The organism is Acidaminococcus hominis (assembly GCF_900291475.1).
Lineage (GTDB): Bacteria > Bacillota > Negativicutes > Acidaminococcales > Acidaminococcaceae > Acidaminococcus > Acidaminococcus hominis.
The window spans coordinates 139,420-157,454 of sequence record NZ_OLMM01000002.1 but is presented as its reverse complement, the minus strand read 5'-3'; the positions used below and the strand labels follow the sequence as shown (position 1 = coordinate 157,454).

Annotated in this window: 17 protein-coding genes and 1 pseudogene; 15 read left to right on the top strand and 3 right to left on the bottom strand. The window is 53.6% G+C overall.

Features of this window, described 5'->3' with window-relative positions:
• Position 1: 1 nt before the first annotated feature.
• The 12 genes and pseudogenes from C7E10_RS01795 (at position 2) to C7E10_RS01740 (ending at position 11,977) form a co-directional block, all read left to right on the top strand.
• A complete protein-coding gene (locus C7E10_RS01795) occupies positions 2-451 on the top strand; it encodes a GatB/YqeY domain-containing protein (protein ID WP_105325674.1) in 450 nt (149 codons plus the stop codon).
• A gap of 174 nt (positions 452-625) precedes the next feature.
• Positions 626-2,088 (top strand): annotated as a pseudogene (locus tag C7E10_RS12475) (Y-family DNA polymerase).
• A complete protein-coding gene (locus C7E10_RS01785; protein ID WP_105325673.1) occupies positions 2,085-2,525 on the top strand; it encodes a hypothetical protein in 441 nt (146 codons plus the stop codon). The pseudogene C7E10_RS12475 and the gene C7E10_RS01785 overlap by 4 nt, the downstream one beginning before the upstream one ends.
• 99 nt (positions 2,526-2,624) lie before the next feature.
• Positions 2,625-2,864, top strand: coding sequence for a YdbC family protein (locus C7E10_RS01780; RefSeq protein ID WP_105325672.1), 240 nt, complete (start codon positions 2,625-2,627; stop codon positions 2,862-2,864).
• A gap of 61 nt (positions 2,865-2,925) precedes the next feature.
• Positions 2,926-4,533 (top strand): DUF4153 domain-containing protein, encoded by a 1,608-nt coding sequence (locus C7E10_RS01775; protein WP_160101775.1) that lies wholly within the window; start codon positions 2,926-2,928, stop codon positions 4,531-4,533.
• Between the two features lie 448 nt (positions 4,534-4,981).
• Positions 4,982-5,884 (top strand): LysR family transcriptional regulator, encoded by a 903-nt coding sequence (locus C7E10_RS01770; RefSeq protein ID WP_105325670.1) that lies wholly within the window; start codon positions 4,982-4,984, stop codon positions 5,882-5,884.
• Positions 5,885-6,015: 131 nt separating this feature from the next.
• Positions 6,016-7,587: a nickel ABC transporter substrate-binding protein gene (nikA, locus tag C7E10_RS01765; RefSeq protein ID WP_234997666.1), complete on the top strand. Its 1,572-nt coding sequence runs from the start codon at positions 6,016-6,018 to the stop codon at positions 7,585-7,587.
• A gap of 66 nt (positions 7,588-7,653) precedes the next feature.
• Positions 7,654-8,592, top strand: coding sequence for a nickel/cobalt ABC transporter permease (gene opp1B, locus C7E10_RS01760; RefSeq protein ID WP_105325669.1), 939 nt, complete (start codon positions 7,654-7,656; stop codon positions 8,590-8,592).
• Positions 8,593-8,594: 2 nt separating this feature from the next.
• Positions 8,595-9,419 (top strand): nickel/cobalt ABC transporter permease, encoded by an 825-nt coding sequence (opp1C, locus tag C7E10_RS01755; RefSeq protein WP_105325668.1) that lies wholly within the window; start codon positions 8,595-8,597, stop codon positions 9,417-9,419.
• Complete coding sequence (locus C7E10_RS01750; protein ID WP_105325667.1) at positions 9,416-10,255, top strand: ABC transporter ATP-binding protein; 840 nt, start codon at positions 9,416-9,418, stop codon at positions 10,253-10,255. Before opp1C ends, C7E10_RS01750 begins: the two co-directional genes overlap by 4 nt.
• Positions 10,248-11,051: an ABC transporter ATP-binding protein gene (locus tag C7E10_RS01745; RefSeq protein WP_105325666.1), complete on the top strand. Its 804-nt coding sequence runs from the start codon at positions 10,248-10,250 to the stop codon at positions 11,049-11,051. The genes C7E10_RS01750 and C7E10_RS01745 overlap by 8 nt, the downstream gene beginning before the upstream one ends.
• The gene (locus C7E10_RS01740) at positions 11,048-11,977 is read left to right on the top strand and encodes a M14 family metallopeptidase (protein ID WP_105325665.1); all 930 of its coding nucleotides are present in this window, start codon (positions 11,048-11,050) and stop codon (positions 11,975-11,977) included. Before C7E10_RS01745 ends, C7E10_RS01740 begins: the two co-directional genes overlap by 4 nt.
• Before the next feature lie 93 nt (positions 11,978-12,070).
• Here the strand turns inward: C7E10_RS01740 and C7E10_RS01735 are convergent, their stop codons facing one another.
• A complete protein-coding gene (locus C7E10_RS01735) occupies positions 12,071-13,021 on the bottom strand; it encodes a LysR family transcriptional regulator (RefSeq protein ID WP_105325664.1) in 951 nt (316 codons plus the stop codon).
• A 150-nt stretch (positions 13,022-13,171) separates the two neighbouring features.
• On the opposite strand from C7E10_RS01735, the gene C7E10_RS01730 reads away from it, so the two are divergent.
• Genes C7E10_RS01730 through C7E10_RS01720 form a run of 3 tightly spaced genes read left to right on the top strand, consistent with a single transcriptional unit; the run spans position 13,172 to position 16,130 of the window.
• Positions 13,172-14,353, top strand: coding sequence for a pyridoxal phosphate-dependent aminotransferase (locus C7E10_RS01730; RefSeq protein ID WP_105325663.1), 1,182 nt, complete (start codon positions 13,172-13,174; stop codon positions 14,351-14,353).
• Between the two features lie 12 nt (positions 14,354-14,365).
• Complete coding sequence (locus C7E10_RS01725; protein ID WP_105325662.1) at positions 14,366-15,292, top strand: fumarylacetoacetate hydrolase family protein; 927 nt, start codon at positions 14,366-14,368, stop codon at positions 15,290-15,292.
• 43 nt (positions 15,293-15,335) lie between these two features.
• Entirely contained in the window at positions 15,336-16,130 is a 795-nt protein-coding gene (locus C7E10_RS01720; protein WP_105325661.1) for an SDR family oxidoreductase, read from the top strand.
• A gap of 107 nt (positions 16,131-16,237) precedes the next feature.
• Here the strand turns inward: C7E10_RS01720 and C7E10_RS01715 are convergent, their stop codons facing one another.
• Both C7E10_RS01715 and C7E10_RS01710 read right to left on the bottom strand, forming a co-directional pair.
• The gene (locus C7E10_RS01715) at positions 16,238-17,197 is read right to left on the bottom strand and encodes a lactate/malate family dehydrogenase (RefSeq protein ID WP_105325660.1); all 960 of its coding nucleotides are present in this window, start codon (positions 17,195-17,197) and stop codon (positions 16,238-16,240) included.
• A 228-nt stretch (positions 17,198-17,425) separates the two neighbouring features.
• Positions 17,426-17,980: an NAD(P)H-dependent oxidoreductase gene (locus C7E10_RS01710; RefSeq protein ID WP_105325659.1), complete on the bottom strand. Its 555-nt coding sequence runs from the start codon at positions 17,978-17,980 to the stop codon at positions 17,426-17,428.
• Positions 17,981-18,035 lie beyond the last annotated feature (55 nt).

The window sequence follows — 18,035 nt, the reverse complement described above, 5'->3', positions numbered from 1 at the left end:
GGTGTCTTTACGAGAAATCTTACAAACCGATATGAAGCACGCCATGAAGGATCGGGAAAACGGCAAATTGCAGTTGACCGTTCTGCGTATGGTATGGGCTGCCATTCGGAATAAGGAAATTGACGAAAAGACAGAGCTGAAAGATGACGCTGTCATGGCTGTCATTATGAAAGAAATTAAGCAGAGAGAAGATACCATCCAAGAAATCAAGGATGCCAATCGTCCTGAAATGGTAGAGAAAAATGAGCAGGAAATTGCCATTTTGAAAAAGTATCTGCCCCAGCAATTAAGCGACGACGAACTGAAAGAAATCGTTCAAGCCGCCATTGCCAAGACGGGTGCCAAATCCATGAAGGATATGGGGAAGGTAATGGGTACGGTAATGGCCCAGACCCAAGGCCGGGCTTCTGGCCAGCGGGTAAATGCCATTGTCAAAGCTCTCCTGCAATAAGCGCAAAACAAAGGGTCGTGGCTTAGGTCACGGCTCTTTTTTTGTGCCCTTTTGGGCTGCTGCGGGAAAGCAGCTGCAAAGGGGGCTTGTCTTACCCTGGGGGTTTATGCTATAGTATAAACGAACAAATGTTCGAATAAGTTATAATAAACGAACAAAGAGTGAGGGAGTACTATGGCGAAAGGAAAGGTCTATGCGGCCATTGACTTAAAATCTTTTTATGCTTCGGTGGAATGTGTGGAACGGGGGCTGAATCCCTTGGATGCGTGCCTGGTGGTGGCGGATCAGTCCCGGACGGATAAAACCATCTGCTTGGCGGTTTCCCCGGCTCTCAAGGCCCGTGGGGTACCTGGACGGCCCCGTTTGTTCGAGGTAATCCGGCAGGTGGGGGAAATCAATGCGGACCGGCGGGCCATGGCGCCGGGGCGGCACTTCCAGGGAGAATCGGCTTCCGACCGGGTACTGAAGGCGGATCCTTCCCAGAAATTGACCTATATTACGGCGATGCCCCGGATGGCGCTTTATATGGAGTACAGTGTCCGGGTCTACGGCGTATATCTGCGCTTTTTGGCTCCGGAAGATATCCACGTGTATTCGGTGGATGAGGTGCTGCTGGACTTGACCCCTTATTTGGAAACCTATGGGCTGACGCCCTATCAGCTGGCGGTGCTTCAGGAAACGGGGATTACGGCTACGGCCGGCATTGGTACCAACCTGTACCTGTGCAAGGTGGCCATGGATATTGTAGCCAAGCATCTGCCCGCAGGAAAGGACGGGGTGCGCATTGCGGCCCTGACGGAGGAAAGTTACCGGGAAAAGCTGTGGGAGCATCGGCCGCTTACCGATTTTTGGCGGATTGGTCCGGGGATTGCCCGGAAGCTGGCCCAGTACGGGATGTATACCCTGGGGGATGTGGCCAGGATGTCCCTTGTGGACGAGGACCTGCTGTACCGGCTGTTTGGGGTCAATGGGGAGCTGCTCATTGACCATGCCTGGGGTTGGGAACCCTGCACCCTGGAGGACATCAAAAAATACACCCCCAAAGCTCCAGCCTGGGGTCAGGGCAGGTGCTCCAGCATGCCTATACAGCAGAGCAGGCGGGGCTGATTGTTTGGGAAATGGCGGATCAGTTGGCCCTGGACCTGGTACGCAAGGGCCTTGTAACGGACCGGCTGGTGCTGCATTTGGGCTATGACCGGTCCAACCTGGAGGACTTGGAAAGGCTGCGCTCCTACCGGGGGCGGGTGGCCCAGGACCATTATGGCCGGCTGGTGCCCTTTCCGGCCCGGGGCACCCAGGCCCTGCTCCAATACACGGCCTCCGGGCAGGTGCTTACCCAGGAAGCCCTGGCGCTGTATCGGAAAATTGTGGATCCCCAGCTGCTGCTCCGCAAGGTGAGCCTTACGGCAGAACGGGTGCTGCCAGTTTCCCAGGAGCGCAGCCGGCCCCAGGAAGCGGATTTGTTTGCCCAGGAGGAATCCGCCTGGCAGGATCCCTTTAAGGAATACCGGCTCCAGGAAACGGTACTGGCTTTAAAGGAGCGGTTTGGCAAAAACTCCATTTTAAAGGGCAGCAATCTGTGTGCCGGCGGCATGACCATAGAACGCAACCAGCAGGTAGGGGGGCATCGGGCATGAAACGGTATCAGGATATGCTTGCGCTGCCCCATCCGGAGAGCCCCAGACGCCGCAAGCTGTCCCGCTCCCAGCGGGCGGCCCAGTTTATGCCCTTTGCAGCCCTTACCGGGTACGAAGAACTGGTGGCCGAGGAGGCCCGGCTTACCCAGGCCCAGCGGGAGCTGGACGAGACTGAAAAGGAACGGCTGGACCGGCAGCTCCAATGGGTGGGCTTGGAATTGCAGCAGGGCCGGCAGCCCCTGCTGCTGCTTACGTACTTTCAGCCGGATGCCCATAAGGAAGGCGGGCGGGAGCTGGTACTTCAGGAGCAGGCGGTGAAATTGGATACTTTTCGGAAAAGAATTTTGCTGAAAAGTGGGAAATGGGTCCCCATAAAACGGATTTTGGAACTAAAACTGGGTGCTTTAAACGAAAAAATACCCGATGGTACGCTTTAAATACCCGATGGCCCAAAAGGGGTAGGCAAAAAAATAAAATCCGTTATAATAAAATCATCAAGCGGATGGCCAAAGGCTCATCTTGTAAGGAGGATTACAATGGCTGAATTCAGTTACGAAGTAGAAGAAGAACTAGGAATCTTGTCGGAAAATACCAAAACTGGTAATACCAAGGAATTGAACCGGATTTCTTACAACAATACTCCCGCCAAGTTTGATCTGCGGGAATGGGCCCCCAGACGGGAAAAAATGTACAGGGGGATTACCCTGAACGAAGCAGAAGCCCGGGAACTGGGCAGATTGCTGTACAACTACTTCAAAAACCATCCAGGGAAATAACCGCTTCTCCGCTTCCATGGTATAATGAACAGGTAAGTTCATAGCATGGGAGATGATGCAAATGCTGCAGCGCATACGAGAATTTGCTGCTGCGCTTTTCCAGCGCAGCAGACGGTTTAAACTGGCCGTGTTTGGCAGCCTGTATATTTTCGCCGCCAGCCTGGTGGAAACCAAGCTGAACCTGCCTCCTGGCGGGGAGGGGGACATTTGGCAGCGGGGCATCCTGGTGATGCTTTGTGTGACTGCCCTGTCCATTCCCTGGCGGCTGTACAATGAACGGGCGGACAAAGTAGGTCCCCGGCGGGATGCCCTGGGTTTCCTGATCTTTATTATTGGCTGGCGGCTTTTGGAAGGACTGCCGCTGACTCCGTACTGCTTTATGGCGGCGGGAGGCATTATGGCAGCTTCAGCTACCGCCACCCTGTATTACTGTGATGTCCCAGAGGGCAGGGACCGGGTTTTTCCCTGGCTGTTCCTGTCCCTGGTGAAAAGCTTGGGCATAGGGCTGCTGATTCTGGTCCTGCTGTCCATCTGCTACCTGGGCTTCCAGTTTCTGGTCATGCCCGTAGGCATCCAATGGCTGGGCTGTATCTTCGTCTTTGCCTTTGGAGTAGTGGGCTTTCTCACCTTTCTTTCCTACATTCCCCTTCCGGAAGAAGAAATTCCGGAAGTGCCGGGGTTTACCACCCTGTGGCGGCGGGTCCTGCTCCCCTTTTTTGGACTTTTGCTGCTGATCCTGTATCTGTATATGGGAAAGATTGCCTGGGTAAGAGCCATGCCTGTGGGCACCATGAACTGGTTTGCTTCCGCTGCCACGGCGGTATACGCCCTGCTGTACTTCAGCTTTGGAGATTTGTCCCAGCGCTGGTTTCGCAAGGTATTCCTCTTGGGCGGGCTGCTGCTGATTCCTGTACTGCTGGTGCAGGGCATCGGGGTGCAGATGCGCTGGAGCGCCTACGGGGCCACGTCCCTGCGGTATTTGTCCCTGGTATGCAGTGCCTACGGGGTCTGCATCCTGGCAGCGGGGCTGGTGGGAATGAAACCCCGGAAACTCTTTGGCCTGGGCGCTGTGCTGGCCCTGCTGGTTACAGTGACCCCGCTGAATGCCATTGATTTCCCGGCCCAGCTCCAGTATAGTCAGCTGCGGGAAAACCTGCTGCAGGGCCAAATGCTGGTGGACGGCCAGCTCCAGGCCAATCCGGCTATTTCCGTCCAGCGGGCCGACCGGATTTACAGCGCTTGGGAATATCTGAAAGGAAATCCCGGCAGCTGGCGGTATCCGCTGGTAAAAGAAGTAGAAGCCTCCGGCCTGTTGGCTTCCCTGCCCAATAACCGGCAGCAAACGCATCTGCGTTATGCCTATAATGCAGGCAGCTTTCCGGTAAAGGATTACAGCCGGGTATATATTCTGGATCCGGCCAAAATCCAAGACGGGAAATTGACCTATACCCAGGAAAATGGTCAGCTGGCAACCTATGACGTGACAGCTTTTGTAGATAGACTCTACCAGCTGTATCCCAATGGGGGAGAGATCCCGCTGAAGGATATGACCTGGATGATTGACGAACATCATATGTTTTACTTTACCTTTGTGGGCGGTCAGGAGAAATCCTTTACCGGCACCAAGCCGGGAGTAATCGCCGTACGAGGTCTAGTTTTAGAAAGATAGCTACACCTTGGCAATTTCGGAAAACGGAACTTCCAGCAGGAAGCCCCGGATTCCGTTTGCAAGTCCCACGCAGCAAGTGTTATAGCCTGCAGTTCATGCCCCTGTTGCTTTGAGTCTCCTTTATTATTTCATCTAGTCGATTTATAACGCCGGGCCCCATTAGGTCGAAATGGACCGGCACCTCAAAAGACAAAGGCTGGGCTGCGCTTACATTCCAATTAGAAATAGGGACCCTATGGGCTGCCTGTCCGAAAGGATAAGGCAGCCCATTTTAGGTGCCGAAAGTATCAAGCCTGATTGCGGGGGAGAACCTGCGGTCAGGCTTTTTTGGGCTGTTTTGCTTGCGGCCATTCCTATAACGTTTAGGCAACTTGCAATTATCTATAGGAAACGGTATAGTGAAACGGATTAGCACAAACAAACTCCCGGAATACAAGGAGCGTGACCTATGGACATCAAACAACTGGAGATTTTTGTCACTGCCTGTGAGCGAGGCAGTTTATCCCAGGCTGCGGCCTGTATGTATACGACCCAGCCCAATGTAAGCAAGACCATACGTACTTTGGAGCATGAGCTGGGGAGAAACCTGCTGATTCGCAGCGGCAAAGGGGTGCAGCCTACGGTGTATGGCAAGACCGTGCTGGAATATGCCCGGCTGATTTTGAAAACCACGGCTACCATTGCTTCCCTGGCCATTCCTGATGAGCAGGAAAGCCTCAGGGTATCCACCTATCCCAGCAATATGGTGGCCCGGCTTTTGGTGGATTTCTACAAAACCTGGGGGGCGGACATTCATATTGAACACCACGAAGGAACGGTGGAAGAAATTACGGAGCAGGTACAGCAGGGGATTTCCGAAGTGGGGATTGTCTATGTGGCCCAAAAGCAGGCAGCGGCCTTCCAGCATATTTTGTCCCACAAGAAGCTGGAATTTATCCCGCTGAGCGTAAAAAGCATCTGCGTCTATGTGGGGCCCAAGCATCCCTTGTACCAGGAAAACAGTGTGGATTTTGCGGACCTGCACAAGCTGAAGTTTATGCGGGGCGTGCGGGACTTTTTCTCCATGGAGCACCATTTGGAGCATGTGAGCATGGGGGTCATTGACCCTAAATTGCTGCAGAACGTGGTTTATACCAATAGTGACCATTTGCTGATTGATATGCTGCTGCACACCGATGTTTGCAGTCTGGGGCTTAATTTTATGCACGAGCCCTATGAGCAGTATGCCATCAAGCCCCTTGCCATCGAGAACTGTGAGCCTTTTCTTCAGCTGGGGTATGTGCAGGACCCTGAGCGGCCCTTGTCTCCCCAAGCCCAGTGGCTGATCCAGGAATTGGCAAAGATTTTATAGGGTATAACGATTCGTTATAGATTTCTATAAAAAATTCGGGCCTAGTAAGTTTCGACTAACCAGTGTATTCTGACAAAGTATGATATGTACGCAACATTTGTCAGGAGGTCCTTATGAAAAAATAAATTTTGGTGGCGCTGCTGGGCGGCGTCCTGCTGCTGACCGCATTTACGGGTTGTGGTGCCGATGGCGGGGCAGGCAAAACGGCAGGCGGAAAGAAAGATGAATTGGTGTACGTCAATTACCGGGATATCCGGAACCTGAATCCCCATTTGTACGCTGGGGAGATGTACGCCCAGTCCATGCTGTACGATACCCTGGTGACCAATACGGAAAAGGGGTATGTGGGCTGTCTGGCGGAAAGCTGGACCATCAGTCCGGACGGGCGGACCTACACCTTTAAGATTCGTCCGGGGGTTACCTTCTCCGATGGAACGCCCTGTGATGCCAACGCCATTTTGGCCAACTTTAATGCTATTTTGGAAAACCGGGAACGGCATACCTGGCTGGAAATGATGAATTTGCTCACCAGTGTTTCTGCTCCGGACAAGGATACCTTTGTTATTGAAATGAGCGAGCCCTATTATCCCATGCTGACGGAATTGGCCTGCATCCGGCCCTTTGCCATGATTTCCCCCAAAAGCATGAAAAACGGCAGCACCAAGGATGGGGTAACCAGTTATATTGGGACGGGGCCCTATGTACTGAAAGACTTTGTCACTGACGAATACGCTGTATTTGAACGGAACGAAAAATACTGGGGTAAGAAGCCGGCCCTGAAGAAAATTACTGTAAAGGTCATTCCGGATAACCAAACCCGGATCATGGCGCTGGAAAATGGGGAAATTGACCTGATTTTTGGCAAGAATATGTTGGATGCAGATGCCATCAGCCAGTATGTGAAAAGCGATAAATTTACCACCCAGCTGTCCAATCCCACCTCTACCCGGCACATTGTCTTCAATACCACCCATGAAATCTTAGGGGAAAGTGCGGTTCGGAAAGCCCTTCAGCACGCCACCAACCGGAAGGCCATTTCAGAGGGTATTTTTTACGGACTGGAACCGGCGGCGGATACCTTGTATTCCCCTACCGTTCCTTACTGCAATGTGGGGCTGGAGCCCTATGCCTATAATACCGCAGCGGCGGGCCAGCTGCTGGACCAGGCTGGCTGGGTTATGGCCAGCGATGGGCTGCGGGCCAAGGACGGCCAGAAACTGGAACTGGATCTGCTCTACAACAGTGACAGTGTAACGGAGAAAACCATTGCCGAGTATCTCCAAAGTGAGTATCGGAAACTGGGCATTGCTCTTAATATCCATGGGGAGGAAGAACAGTCCTACCGGGATAATATGAAGGCCGGGAATTTCGATATGGTCTTTAATATCTGCTGGGGCATGCCCTATGATCCCCAGTCTTCTCTGGCGGCCATGCGGGCTCCGGTGTACGGGGACTTTGCAACCCAGCAGGGGCTGGCAGATAAGGCAGAGATTGACCAGGCCATTACGGATATTCTCACGTCCACCGATGAAGCCAAGCGGCAGGAATTGTACAAGTTTGTGCTGACCCGGCTGCACGAGGACGCGGTCTACCTGCCGCTGACCTATGAAACCAACAAGGCGCTCTATACGTCCAAATTGAAGGGTGTCCACTTTGGCATCGACCAATACGACGTAGATTTTGCCAGTATGTATTTTGAGTAATCCAGGGGGCCGCTTCGCAAGGAGCGGCTTTCTTGCTGTAAGGAGAGAAAGAGAAGTGAAAATACCATGAAACGTTACGTAATCCACAGGCTGCTGATGGCCATTCCGCTGCTTTTGGCCATTTCTTTTGTCTGTTTCGTATTTATCAACCTGATCCCCTCCAATCCGGCGGAGGTGGTGCTGCGCATCCAGCAGACCCCCATCATTACCCCTGAGGCCATTGCCAAGGCAGAAGCCGAACTGGGCCTGAACAAACCCTTTTTGGTGCGTTATACCGACTGGGTACTGGGCTGCCTGCAAGGGGACTTTGGCGTCAGCTATGTAAACCCGGCCCGGACGGTGGCTGGGGAACTGGCCCGCTGCCTGCCGGCCACCCTCCAATTGGCGGCGGCGTCTTTTGTGATTGTACTGGTGCTGAGCATTCCCATTGGGTTCCTGTGTGCGGTGTACAAGGATGGCTGGTTCGACCGGGGCATGCGGGCCCTGGTCTTTATCTCCACTGCCATGCCCGCCTATTGGGTGGGGCTGCTGCTGATGTGGGGCGTCAGCGTCAAGCTGCGGCTGCTGCCTACTAATGGGAATGGTACCTGGCAGCATTTGGTTCTGCCGGCCTTTACGGTAGCCCTGAGCTATATTTCCACCTACATCCGGCTGATTCGCAACAATATGCTGGAAAATATGAAGCGGGACTACGTACTCTATGCCCAGGTTCGGGGATTGCCCCAGCGGGCCATTTTGGTGAAGCATATCCTGAAAAATTCCATGCATACCTGCATTGTGGCCATGGGAATGAGCATTCCCCAGATGATTGCCGGAACCATTGTGGTGGAAAATGTGTTTTCCTGGCCGGGGCTGGGTACGTTGTGCATCAGCTCCATCTTTAACCGGGATTTGCCGGTAATTCAAACCTATGTGCTGTTTATTGGAATTTTATTTGTGGTCTTTAATCTGGTATTCGACGTGCTGCAAACGGTATCGGATCCCAGACTCAGAAGGGAGGTCTAACCATGGGAAAACGGTTTTGGAACAATCGGGCAGCGGTGCTGACCGTGGCTTTTGTACTGCTTATTGCCCTGATTGGCTTATTGGCTCCGGTTTTGGCGCCCCATGACCCCTATGTCACCAATATCCTACAAAAGTTTCGGCCCTATAGCCTGACCTATCCGCTGGGTACCGATCATTTGGGCCGCTGCGTCCTCTCCCGGCTGATTTACGGCATTCGGCCCACCCTGGGCCTGGCCCTTTTGACCATGCTGGGAACCATCAGCTTGGGAGCTGTGCTGGGCATTATGGCCGGTTATTTCCGGGGTGTGGTGGAAGAGGTCATTATGCGGGTGGTGGACGTGATGCTGTCCTTTCCCAGCCAGATTATGGTTTTTGCAGTGGTCGGGCTTTTGGGTATTAACGTCCAGAATGTGATTATTGCCAATATCTTCATCAAATGGGCCTGGTATGCCCGGATGATCCGCACTGGGGTTATGCAGTATCGGGATATGAATTTTGTGCAGTTTTCCCGCTGTGTGGGTATGCCGGAGCGTTTTATCCTTTTCCGCCACCTGCTGCCCTCCATTACTTCCGACCTGGCGGTGCTGGCTTCCTTGGACGTGGGCTGGGCGATTATCAATATTTCCACCCTGTCCTTTTTAGGGCTGGGAGTGCAGGCACCGGTTCCTGAATGGGGTGCCATGCTCAATGAGGCCAAAGATGTATTGACTCGGAATCCCATCCAGATGCTGGCGCCGGGCGTTGCCCTGGTTTCCTTGGTATGCTGTTTCAATCTCATGGGAGATGCCCTGCGGGATGTGCTGGATCCAAAGGAGGTGGAATCATGAAACCCCTATTTCAGGTGGAAAACCTGGAGGTGCAGCTAAAAGGCCGGAAGGGGCTGCTGGTTCCCTTGGTAAGAAACGTTTCCTTTTCTGTGGCGCCTGGGGAATGCCTGGGCATTCTGGGGGAATCCGGCAGCGGCAAGTCCCTGACCCTGAAAGCGGCCATGGGCCTTTTGGACAGCAGCTTTCAGGTAACGGGCAGCGTCCAGTTTCAGGGGCAAGAGCTGCTTACCAAGTCCAGTGAAGAGCTGCGCCGTCTGCGGGGCGGCAAGGTGGGGATTATTTTGCAAAACCCCATGACCTGTTTTGACCCGCTGTACAGGATTGGCAGCCAGCTGGCTGAAACCTTTGCGGCCCACGGAAACTGGAGAAAGGGAGAGATTCGGGAGCGCTCCCTGACAGTATTGGAAAAAATGCGCATCCACCAGCCGGAAGAAGTGCTGGAAAAATATCTCCACCAACTGTCCGGAGGAATGCTGCAGCGGATTATGATCGGCATTGCAGCGGCCCTGGAGCCGGCGCTTCTGATTGCCGACGAGCCCACTACCGCCATTGATGCCATAACCCAGGTGGAAATTTTGGCTGAGCTGCTGAAAATCAAGGAGGAGAAGGGAACGGCCCTGGTCTTTGTTTCCCATGACCTGAACGCCATTTCCCGGGTAGCAGACCGGCTGGTGGTGCTCAGCCAGGGCCAGGTGGTGGACCGGGGCAGTTTCTATCAGATTCTTCACCACGCCAAAGATCCCTACACGCGGCTTTTGGTGGGAAAAAGGGCAGAGGTTATGGAACGGTACCAAAGGGTGCTGCAGGGTAAAGGAAAGGAGCAGGGATATGCTTGAGCTAAAAAATATATCCGTAAGTTTTCGCCGGGAACGGCAAAATACGCTGTTTGGGCATAGCCGGCAGCAGGTGTTGTTTGATGTGTCCCTAAAGGTGCAGAAAGGAACCTGCCTGGGGATTTTGGGCGAATCCGGAAGCGGGAAATCCACCCTGGGACGGGTGCTCTGCGGCCTTTTGCAGCCGGATCAGGGAAAAGTACTGTGGGACGATTTGTCGGTCTACGAATCCCGGGCAGGGAGGAAAAATTTGCAGAATAAGCTGAGCATAGTGTTCCAGGATTATACCACCTCGGCCAATCCGCGCTTTCGGGTAAAAGATATTATCGGGGAAGGTTTGAGGGTCCGGGAGCGCCGGGAAGGCCATAAGGTCGCGCGGGAGGAGGAAACGGCCAAGCTGCTGGAGCTGGCCGGGCTGCCCGCCGCCCTGGCGGACCGGTTCCCCCATGAGCTTTCTGGGGGACAGCTGCAGCGAGTGTGCATTGCCCGGGCTGTGGCCTGCCAGCCGGAAGTGATTCTCTTTGATGAGGCCATTTCTTCCCTGGATGCCCATACCCAGGTGCAGATAATGGACCTGCTGCAGAAATTGAAACGGAAACTGGGCCTGACCTATGTGTTTATTACCCATGATTTGACGTCCGTTACCTATCTGTGCGATGAGGTCCTCTTTCTGTACCGGGGCCGGGTAACGGAATATCTGTCGGTGGAACAACTGGGCAGTACCCGGGACCCCTATGCCAGGAAGTTGCTGGAAGCCATTATTCCGTTGGAAGACCGGGCTGCGGAGGAGGCCGTATGATTTTTTGCGGAACCCAACTTTTGCCCGGAGAGCAGAAACCAGCGGCGGTTCCGGTACCGGGAGCTGCGCCGTTAACCGCTTTTTGCTTTTGTGGGAAAAAGCCAGGAAAAACCCTTGTGGTAACAGCCGGAGTTCACGGCTGCGAGTATGTGGGCATCCAGGCCCTGCGCAGGCTGGCCCAGGAGCTGGACCCGGAAACCCTGTCCGGCAGTGTTGTTTTGCTGCCGCTGGCGAATCCCAGTGCCTTTTATGCAGGCAGCAAGCAGGTGGTGCCGGAGGACGGCCTCAACCTGAACAGGGCCTTTCCGGGAAATCCGGAGGGCTCCCTTTCAGCCCGGCTGGCCTGGGCCCTGGAGGCCGCTTTGTATCCGGCAGCCGACTTCCTTTTGGATTTGCACGGAGGAGACTGGAACGAAGCACTGGAACCCCTGGTGTTTGTTCCGGCCGGAGGAACGCCAGCTGTAAATCAGGCGGCAGAAAAAGCCGCCCAGGTGTTGGCGGTCCCGTACCAAGTACCCTCCCAGGCCCGGAATGGGCTGTACAGCTGGGCCGTGCAGCAAAATATCCCTTCCCTGCTTTTGGAACGGGGCGGCAGGGGAGCCTGGTCGGAAGGGGAGGTGCAGGACGCCTGCCGGGACGTACGGGCACTGCTGCAGCACCTGGCTATTTTACCTGGCAGGGTACAGCCCCAGATTCAGCGAAAATTGTGCAGGGCCTCCTATGTGGAAGCAGAGGCTCCAGGCTTTTGGCAGCCGGTAAAAAGCCCGGGCGCAACCATCTCCCAGGGAGAACTGTTGGGAAAGCTGGAAACCCTGACCGGCAGCCTCCTCCAGGAAGTGCGGGCCCAGTATGACGGGGTGATTTTGTACCAAACTGTTGCCTTAGGCGTACGCAAAGGAGAGTCCCTGCTTGCCTACGGCCAATAACGCAAACCGCAGCTATTTTGTGCTTCAGAAACCAAAAAGACTTGCCGGCCCCCAAAGCGGGGCGGCAAGTCTTTTCTCATTTTGCAGACAGTTTTATTTGCCCAGAAGGTTCCGGCTCCAAACGTAATCGATAAGTTTTCGGCCAAGGGTACTGGTGCCTTGGGACAGGTAGGACAGATAGATGGTCCTAAGGGCAGCCGGGTCCTCCAGCTGGTAGAATACCACGGAGTCCGTGGGTGTTACGTATTCCGGGATGGTGGAGCGGAGGAAGGTAATGCCCTGGCCTTCGCAGACCAGGTAGTAGGCAGTCATCATCTGGGCCAGGTACATGGATACCTTTGGGTTAAAACCGGCGTTCCGGCACAGGGTCACGCTGCGGGTATGGATGTCATGGCCGGATTTCAGCATCAGAAAGCTTTCGTTCTGAAAAGCCCGGAGGGGGACCGGAGGCCTTTTTACCTGGGGCTTTTCCCGCTGGAGAAAGTCCGTAAAGGAATAGGCGTAAGGCCGCAGCTCCTGGTTCAGGGGATTCTGGGCAGGGACTGCCAGGACGATTTCTTCCGTGGCCCAGGATTGGGTGGTGATTTGGGGATCGGCCGGATCCTCTGCCTCCAGGAAAAAGTCCAGTTTCCCGTCTAACAGCCGTTTGGCCAGGTTGGCAGTGGTTCCTTCTGTAAAGGACAGCACTGCCTGGGGATATTGGGCCTGAAATTCGGCCAGCAGGCTGGGGAGCACATAGGTACAGAAAAACATGGAGCTGCCAATGTGCAGCCGCAGGTTCTGCCCCTCCCGCAGCTCCTTGAAATGCTGGGCCATTTCTTTTTCAAGGGCCATAATTTGTTCGATATGACGGATATAATACCGGCCTTCTTCCGTCAGGGAAATGGGATTGGTACTCCGGTTGAAGATGGGAAAGCCAATTTCCTGCTCCACCTTTTTGACGGTGGCGCTAAGCCAGGGCTGGGAAACAAATAGTTTCTTGGCGGCATTGGAAAAACTTTTTTCCTGGTACACGGCGTGTACATATTCTTTATAATCGGCCATTTTTGTCCCCCTTATACAAATTTACCTATAGGCTGATATACATTTACGTATTTCACAAAACCCTGTCATCAATTTTATAATCATACCATCAAACCAAAACCGGCGCAATTGTGAGCTGTCCGAATCTGGTGTTTGAGTGGAGGAATCAAGATGACTGTGAAGATTGCAGAACGTATGAACCGGATGGCTCCTTCCGGAATTCGTAAGGTAAATGAAAAAGCCCTGGCCATGGAACGGGCTGGGGAACGGGTGCTCCATTTTGAATTGGGCCGCCCGGATTTTGATACGCCGGAATATATCAAAAAGGCTGCCTGGGAAGCCCTGGAAGCCGGCAAAGTCCACTATACGTCCAACTTTGGACTGATGGAACTGCGGGAAGCCATTGCAGCCAAGCTGCTTCGGGAAAACCAGGTGAGCTATAAACCCACCGAAGTGCTGGTGACGGTAGGCCTGTCCGAGGCCGTAATGGCCGTGCTGGCCACCCTGCTGAATCCGGGAGATGAAATTTTGGTGCCGGATCCGGTTTGGTTAAATTACATCAACGTACCCAATCTTTTGGGCGCAAAACCGGTAACCTATAGTCTGAAGGAAGAAAATGGCTATCAGCTGGACATTGAGGAAATCCATTCCAAAGTGACGGCAAAGACCAAAGCCATTGTCATTGTTACTCCCAACAATCCTACGGGCGGCGTGCTGACCCGGGATGTGCTGCAGCAGCTGGCGGACATTGCCATCCAAAATGATCTGATGGTAGTAGCCGATGAAGTGTACGAACGGCTGCTCTACGATGACGCCGAACATGTGAGCATTGCTTCCCTGCCGGGCATGAAGGAACACACCTTTACCCTGAACGGCATGTCCAAGGCCTATGCCATGGACGGCTGGCGGCTGGGCTACGTGGCCGCCCCGGAAGAATATATTCTTGCCATGAACAAATTCCATCAACATAATACAACCTGTGCCCCCAACTTCGTTCAGGTGGCCGGCGCCGCCGCCCTGAATCAGGAAGGAGACGAAGTAGAAGAAATGGTGAAAGAGTACAAGCGCCGCCGGGATTATGCGGTGAAGGCCATCAATGCCATTCCCGGAATTAGCTGCCAATGCCCTAAAGGCGCTTTCTACATCTTTATCAACTGCAAGTCTCTGGGCATGAAATCCGCAGAGCTTTCTGCCTATCTGCTGGAAAATGCCAAGATCGCCCTGGTTCCCGGTGACGTGTTCGGCCCCGGCGGGGAAGGGTACCTGCGGCTGTCCTTTGCCGCCAGTTATGATTCCATTGTGGAGGGCTGCCAGAAGCTCAAAGAAGCTGTGGCTGCTCTGCAGAAAAACTAAGGAGGAATTTCCATGCGTTTTGCAACTGTGAAAGTAAAAGGCCAGGAAGTGGCCGGGATTGTAACCAAGACAGGCGTTCTGCCCGTTGCTAAATTGAATGCAGCCAAGGGGACTGCCTGGAAGGAAGATCTGATGGGTCTGATTCAGGCCGGTCAGATTCCCGGCTTGACCAAATGGTATAATGCCGGCGGTGCTGCCGAACTGGAAACCATTCCTGGGGTCATTCCCCAAGACCAGGTGGTGTACGGCCCTCTGTACCGGAATCCCAAACGGATTTTCGGCATTGGCCTGAACTATCGGGATCACGCTGGTGATATTGGCAGTGCGCCTCCTACCGGTTTCCCTGGCAGCTTCTTCAAACAGGCAGATACCCTGGTGGGACCTGCCGATGAGATTAAGCTTCCCAAACTGAAGGAAGCCCAAAAGACCACGGCAGAAGCCGAACTGGGCATTATCCTGGGTAAGGACTGCCGGGATGTGGAAAAGGCCGATTGGCAGGACGCTATTGTGGGCTACACCACCATTTTGGACATGACGGAAGAATCCATTTTGAAGGGCAATGATTTCCTGGCAGGCAACCCCCGTTACCTGACCATCGTGAAAAACTTCCCTACGTTCTTCTCCTTTGGGCCTGAACTGGTTACGCCGGACGAAGTACCCGATGTGCTGAAGCTGGAAATCCAAAGCGTCCATAATGGCGAAATCCACGCCAAGAACACAGTGGACCATATGATGCATCAGCCGGATGAACTGATTTCCCTGCACAGCAAGATTCAGGGCTGGTATGCTGGGGACGTGCTGTCCACCGGTACCCCCAGAGCTTTCCACATTGTGGATGGGGATCAGGCAGAATGCCGGATTTACGGACCCAAGGGCTTTGCAATGAGAGCCCTGGTGAACCCTGTTGTGGACTTGAAAATCCATCCGGAAAAAGAATAACGGAAACGAATAAACGAACTGTTGAATTAATAGGAGGATAACTATGGATTTAGGATTAAAAGGAAAAGTTGTTTTGTGTATGGCTTCTGCTGCCGGCCTGGGCAAGGGTATTGCTACGGAAATGGCCCGGGAAGGCGCCAAGGTGATGATCTGCACCGCAGAACCCTTTAAGGAACAGCTGTACGCTGCCCAGGATGAAATTGAAAAGGAAACCGGCAACCGTCCGGAAGCCTACCTGTGCGATGTAAATAAAGCTGAAGATATCGACAAACTGGTAGCACACACCATCGCCACCCTGGGTGACATCTGGGCTTTGGTGAATATGTGCCCCGGCCCCAAACCCGGCCCCTTCGTGAACTTCTCTGACGAAGACTGGGAAAAGGCTTTTGGCATGTGCCTGCTGTCATATGTGCGCACTATCCGTGCGGTACTGCCTTCTATGAAAAAACTGGGCGGCGGCCGCATTGTCAACAGCACCTCTTCTTCCGTCAAGGACTGCCTGGATAACCTGATTCTGTCCAATACCATGCGTATGGGCGTGGTGGGCATGAGCAAGACCCTGGCCCGGGAAGTAGGTCCCGACAATATCCTGGTCAACGTCATCGGACCGGGCCGGATTGGTACCGACCGGATTCTGAAACTCAATGCAATGAGAGCCGAAAAGGCAGGGGTATCCGTGGAAGATTACGAAAAAATCGACCTGAAGAGCTTCCCTCTGGGCCGCTATGGCCATTTGGACGAATACGGCCGGCTGGCTGCCTTCCTGTGCAGCGAAGCCAACAGCTACGTATCCGGCCAGACCATTCTGCTGGATGGCGCCATGACCAAAGCTTATTAAGAGCCAACCGCTAAACTGCAAAAGGACCGTACCGTTTGGTGCGGTCCTTTTTAACGCAAACAAGCCCCTGGAGGCATTAGGCTCCAGGGGCTTGTTTGTTGCTGTATTTAGTGCAGTTCGTCCAAAATGGCGTTGCCTTTGGCAATATTTTGCCGGATGGTAGCTACGCATTTCTTGAAGGTCTGCATTTCTGCTTCGGGCAGCTGGAATTCCAGCACCTTTTCTACGCCGTTCTTTCCGATTACTGCGGGCACACCGGTGAAGATATCCCGTTCACCGTATTCCCCGTCCAGTTCTACGGAGCAGGGGAGAATCCGCTTGTCATCGTGGAAAATGGTGCGTACCAGGGTGGCCGCTGCAGAAGCGATGCCATATTCGGTGCACCACTTGCCGGACATGGTAATCCAGCCGCCTTGAATGGCATCGTGCTGGATTTTCTCATGGTCAAAGGCAAACTTTTCGGTGGCGGCAATTTGATCTACGCTTTGGCCGAAGAAGGTAACCTGGGACCAGGGCGTGAACTGGGCATTGCCGTGTTCGCCCATCATGAAGCCAAAGAAGCCTCTGCTGTCCCAACCGGTGATTTCGGACAGCTGATGAACCAGGCGGGAGGTATCCAGCATGGTGCCGGTGCCCAGGACTCTGCCCTTGGGCAGGCCGGATTTCCGGGCAATCAGCCGGGTGATTACATCGCAGGGATTGGTGATATTGACAAAGATCCCATCAAAGCCGGCAGCCATGACTTTGGGTACATAGTCAGCCACTTGACGGACACTGTTGGAGAGTTCATCGTCCCGGTTGAAGGAACGGCAGATGGTAATATCGCCTACGGCATTGACAATCACGTCGCAGTCTTTCAGGCCGGCATAATCCACTACCCGGTAGGTAGTGTGGTTGGGCATGAACATCATGGCGTCCATCAGGTCGTTGGCTTCAGCGCCTACTTTCTTTTCTTCTACATCACACAGCAGGACTTCGTCGGCTACACCCATCATGCCCAGACAGAATGCTACATGGGCACCTACATGGCCCACCCCAACTACACCTACAACACGTTTCTTTATCATAGTATTGCCTCCCTTAAGCAAAAGAATACTGTTTTATGTAACGTATAATTTAAAATGTAACATGATTCCAGCACTGTGTAAAGCAGGAATCTGCTTTTTCCCGGAAATTTCAAACATTTGTCCGAAATTGTGGGCAATTCGTTAGAGCTGGAACATTTTGGGTATTGGCAGCCGGTAAGAAACTGGAAAAAAAGACGCCCGCAAAGGGGCGTCAAAGAGAAAATTCCTTCAGCATTTTTCCAGGGCGGCAATTAACTTCTGGGCACTGGCCTGGCAGTCCTTGAGAATCCGTTCCTTGTCGGCTTCAGCACTGACCCCAGGAACGTACATACAGCCGTAGGTCACAAAGGGAGCGTGAGCCTTCATGCCGGTAAAGAGCGCCAACTGATCAAAATTATACAGATATTCTTCTACCGGCCGGTTTTGGACGCCTCCGGGGCGGTAGGTATCCTTGGCGCCGCCGGTGGTAAAGGACAGGAAGAAATCCTTTCCCTTTAGGGCCGTTCCCGTGCTGCCGTAGGCAAACCCGTGAGCCAATACTTCCTCCACCCACTTTTTCAAAAGGGCAGGGTAGGAGTACCAATAAAAGGGAAACTGGAAGACCAGTACGTCTGCGGCCTTGACCTTTTCCTGTTCGGCGGCAATGTCCCACTGGCCGCCCGTTTCTGCCAGATTTTCTACGGTAAGGTCCAGACCGGCCTTTTCTACTTCTGCCAAAATGGCGGCATTGGCCAGGGATTGTTCCGGATGGGGATGACCTGCAATGCATAAAATATGTGCCATGATTTGCAAACCTTCTTTCTTAGCTTATAATAGAGGAAACTTGCCAGGTTTATCT

Coding starts and splice junctions, on each gene's coding strand:
- C7E10_RS01785 (WP_105325673.1), top strand. CDS start 2,085: ATGAAACGGTATCAGGATATGCTTGCGCTGCCCCATCCGGAGAGCCCC.
- C7E10_RS01780 (WP_105325672.1), top strand. CDS start 2,625: ATGGCTGAATTCAGTTACGAAGTAGAAGAAGAACTAGGAATCTTGTCG.
- C7E10_RS01775 (WP_160101775.1), top strand. CDS start 2,926: ATGCTGCAGCGCATACGAGAATTTGCTGCTGCGCTTTTCCAGCGCAGC.
- C7E10_RS01770 (WP_105325670.1), top strand. CDS start 4,982: ATGGACATCAAACAACTGGAGATTTTTGTCACTGCCTGTGAGCGAGGC.
- opp1B (WP_105325669.1), top strand. CDS start 7,654: ATGAAACGTTACGTAATCCACAGGCTGCTGATGGCCATTCCGCTGCTT.
- opp1C (WP_105325668.1), top strand. CDS start 8,595: ATGGGAAAACGGTTTTGGAACAATCGGGCAGCGGTGCTGACCGTGGCT.
- C7E10_RS01750 (WP_105325667.1), top strand. CDS start 9,416: ATGAAACCCCTATTTCAGGTGGAAAACCTGGAGGTGCAGCTAAAAGGC.
- C7E10_RS01745 (WP_105325666.1), top strand. CDS start 10,248: ATGCTTGAGCTAAAAAATATATCCGTAAGTTTTCGCCGGGAACGGCAA.
- C7E10_RS01740 (WP_105325665.1), top strand. CDS start 11,048: ATGATTTTTTGCGGAACCCAACTTTTGCCCGGAGAGCAGAAACCAGCG.
- C7E10_RS01735 (WP_105325664.1), bottom strand. CDS start 13,021: ATGGCCGATTATAAAGAATATGTACACGCCGTGTACCAGGAAAAAAGT.
- C7E10_RS01730 (WP_105325663.1), top strand. CDS start 13,172: ATGACTGTGAAGATTGCAGAACGTATGAACCGGATGGCTCCTTCCGGA.
- C7E10_RS01725 (WP_105325662.1), top strand. CDS start 14,366: ATGCGTTTTGCAACTGTGAAAGTAAAAGGCCAGGAAGTGGCCGGGATT.
- C7E10_RS01720 (WP_105325661.1), top strand. CDS start 15,336: ATGGATTTAGGATTAAAAGGAAAAGTTGTTTTGTGTATGGCTTCTGCT.
- C7E10_RS01715 (WP_105325660.1), bottom strand. CDS start 17,197: ATGATAAAGAAACGTGTTGTAGGTGTAGTTGGGGTGGGCCATGTAGGT.
- C7E10_RS01710 (WP_105325659.1), bottom strand. CDS start 17,980: ATGGCACATATTTTATGCATTGCAGGTCATCCCCATCCGGAACAATCC.